The sequence below is a fragment of the Nocardiopsis rhodophaea genome (assembly GCF_039530945.1).
In the GTDB taxonomy this organism is placed as follows: domain Bacteria; phylum Actinomycetota; class Actinomycetes; order Streptosporangiales; family Streptosporangiaceae; genus Nocardiopsis_C; species Nocardiopsis_C rhodophaea.
The window spans coordinates 1-1,307 of record NZ_BAAAPC010000050.1; the positions used below are offsets into that span (position 1 = coordinate 1).

The window sequence follows — 1,307 nt, forward strand, 5'->3', positions numbered from 1 at the left end:
AGGGGAGCAGAAGAATATTGTTACCGTTTAGATTTCGCGCCAGCACTATTAAGGAAGGTGCGAATAAGCAGGTCATTTCTTCCCAAGCTGACTCGTTGATTAAAATTTCGCGGATCTGGGCCGATTTTTTTCCCGCAAACACATCGAATCAGCCTATTTAGGCTATTTTTTCCACCATTTCTGGCGTTATTTCCGGTTTTTACTGAGATCTCTCCCACTGACGTATCATTTGGTCCACCCGAAACAGGTTGGCCAGGGTGAATAACATCGCCAGTTGGTTATCGTTTTTCAGCAGCCCTTTGTATCTGGCTTTCACGAAGCCGAACTGCCGCTTGATGATGCGAAACGGGTGCTCCACCCTGGCACGGATGCTGGCTTTCATGTATTCGATGTTGATGGCCGTTTTGTTCTTGCGCGGATGCTGCTTCAAGGTTTTTACCTTGCCGGGACGCTCGGCGATCAGCCAGTCCACATCCACCTCGGCCAGCTCCTCGCGCTGTGGCGCTCCTTGGTAGCCGGCATCGGCTGAGACAAATTGCTCCTCTCCATGAAGCAGATTACCCAGCTGATTGAGGTCATGCTCGTTGGCCGCGGTGGTGACCAGGCTGTGGGTCAGGCCACTCTTGGCATCGACACCAATGTGGGCCTTCATGCCAAAGTGCCACTGATTGCCTTTCTTGGTCTGATGCATCTCCGGATCGCGTTGCTGCTCTTTGTTCTTGGTAGAGCTGGGTGCCTCAATGATGGTGGCATCCACCAAAGTGCCTTGGGTCATCATGACGCCTGCTTCGGCCAGCCAGCGATTGATGGTCTTGAACAATTGACGGGCCAGTTGATGCTGCTCGAGCAGGTGGCGGAAATTCATGATGGTGGTGCGATCCGGCAGGGCGCTATCCAGGGATAATCGGGCAAACAGGCGCATGGAGGCGATTTCGTACAGGGCATCTTCCATGGCACCGTCGCTCAGGTTGTACCAATGCTGCATGCAGTGAATACGCAGCATGGTCTCCAGCGGATAGGGCCGTCGGCCATTGCCCGCCTTGGGATAAAACGGCTCGATGACAGCGGTCATATTCTGCCATGGCAGAATCTGCTCCATGCGGGAGAGGAAAATCTCTTTTCGGGTCTGACGGCGCTTAGTGCTGAATTCACTATCGGCGAAGGTGAGTTGATGGCTCATGATGTCCCTCTGGGATGCGCTCCGGATGAATATGATGATCTCATATCAGGAACTTGTTCGCACCTTCCTTAGCGGAACCATTAGTTTACGGATAAAGCTCGGGTTCGCTTCCAGGCCGTAGGCCAGA

The 1,307-nt window shown here is 53.2% G+C and carries 1 protein-coding gene; it reads right to left on the bottom strand.

The genetic code is table 11. The features are described from left to right. Positions 1–199 precede the first annotated feature (199 nt). A complete protein-coding gene (locus ABD259_RS25590; protein WP_000019445.1) occupies positions 200–1,180 on the bottom strand; it encodes an IS5-like element ISKpn26 family transposase in 981 nt (326 codons plus the stop codon). Positions 1,181–1,307: the final 127 nt, after the last annotated feature.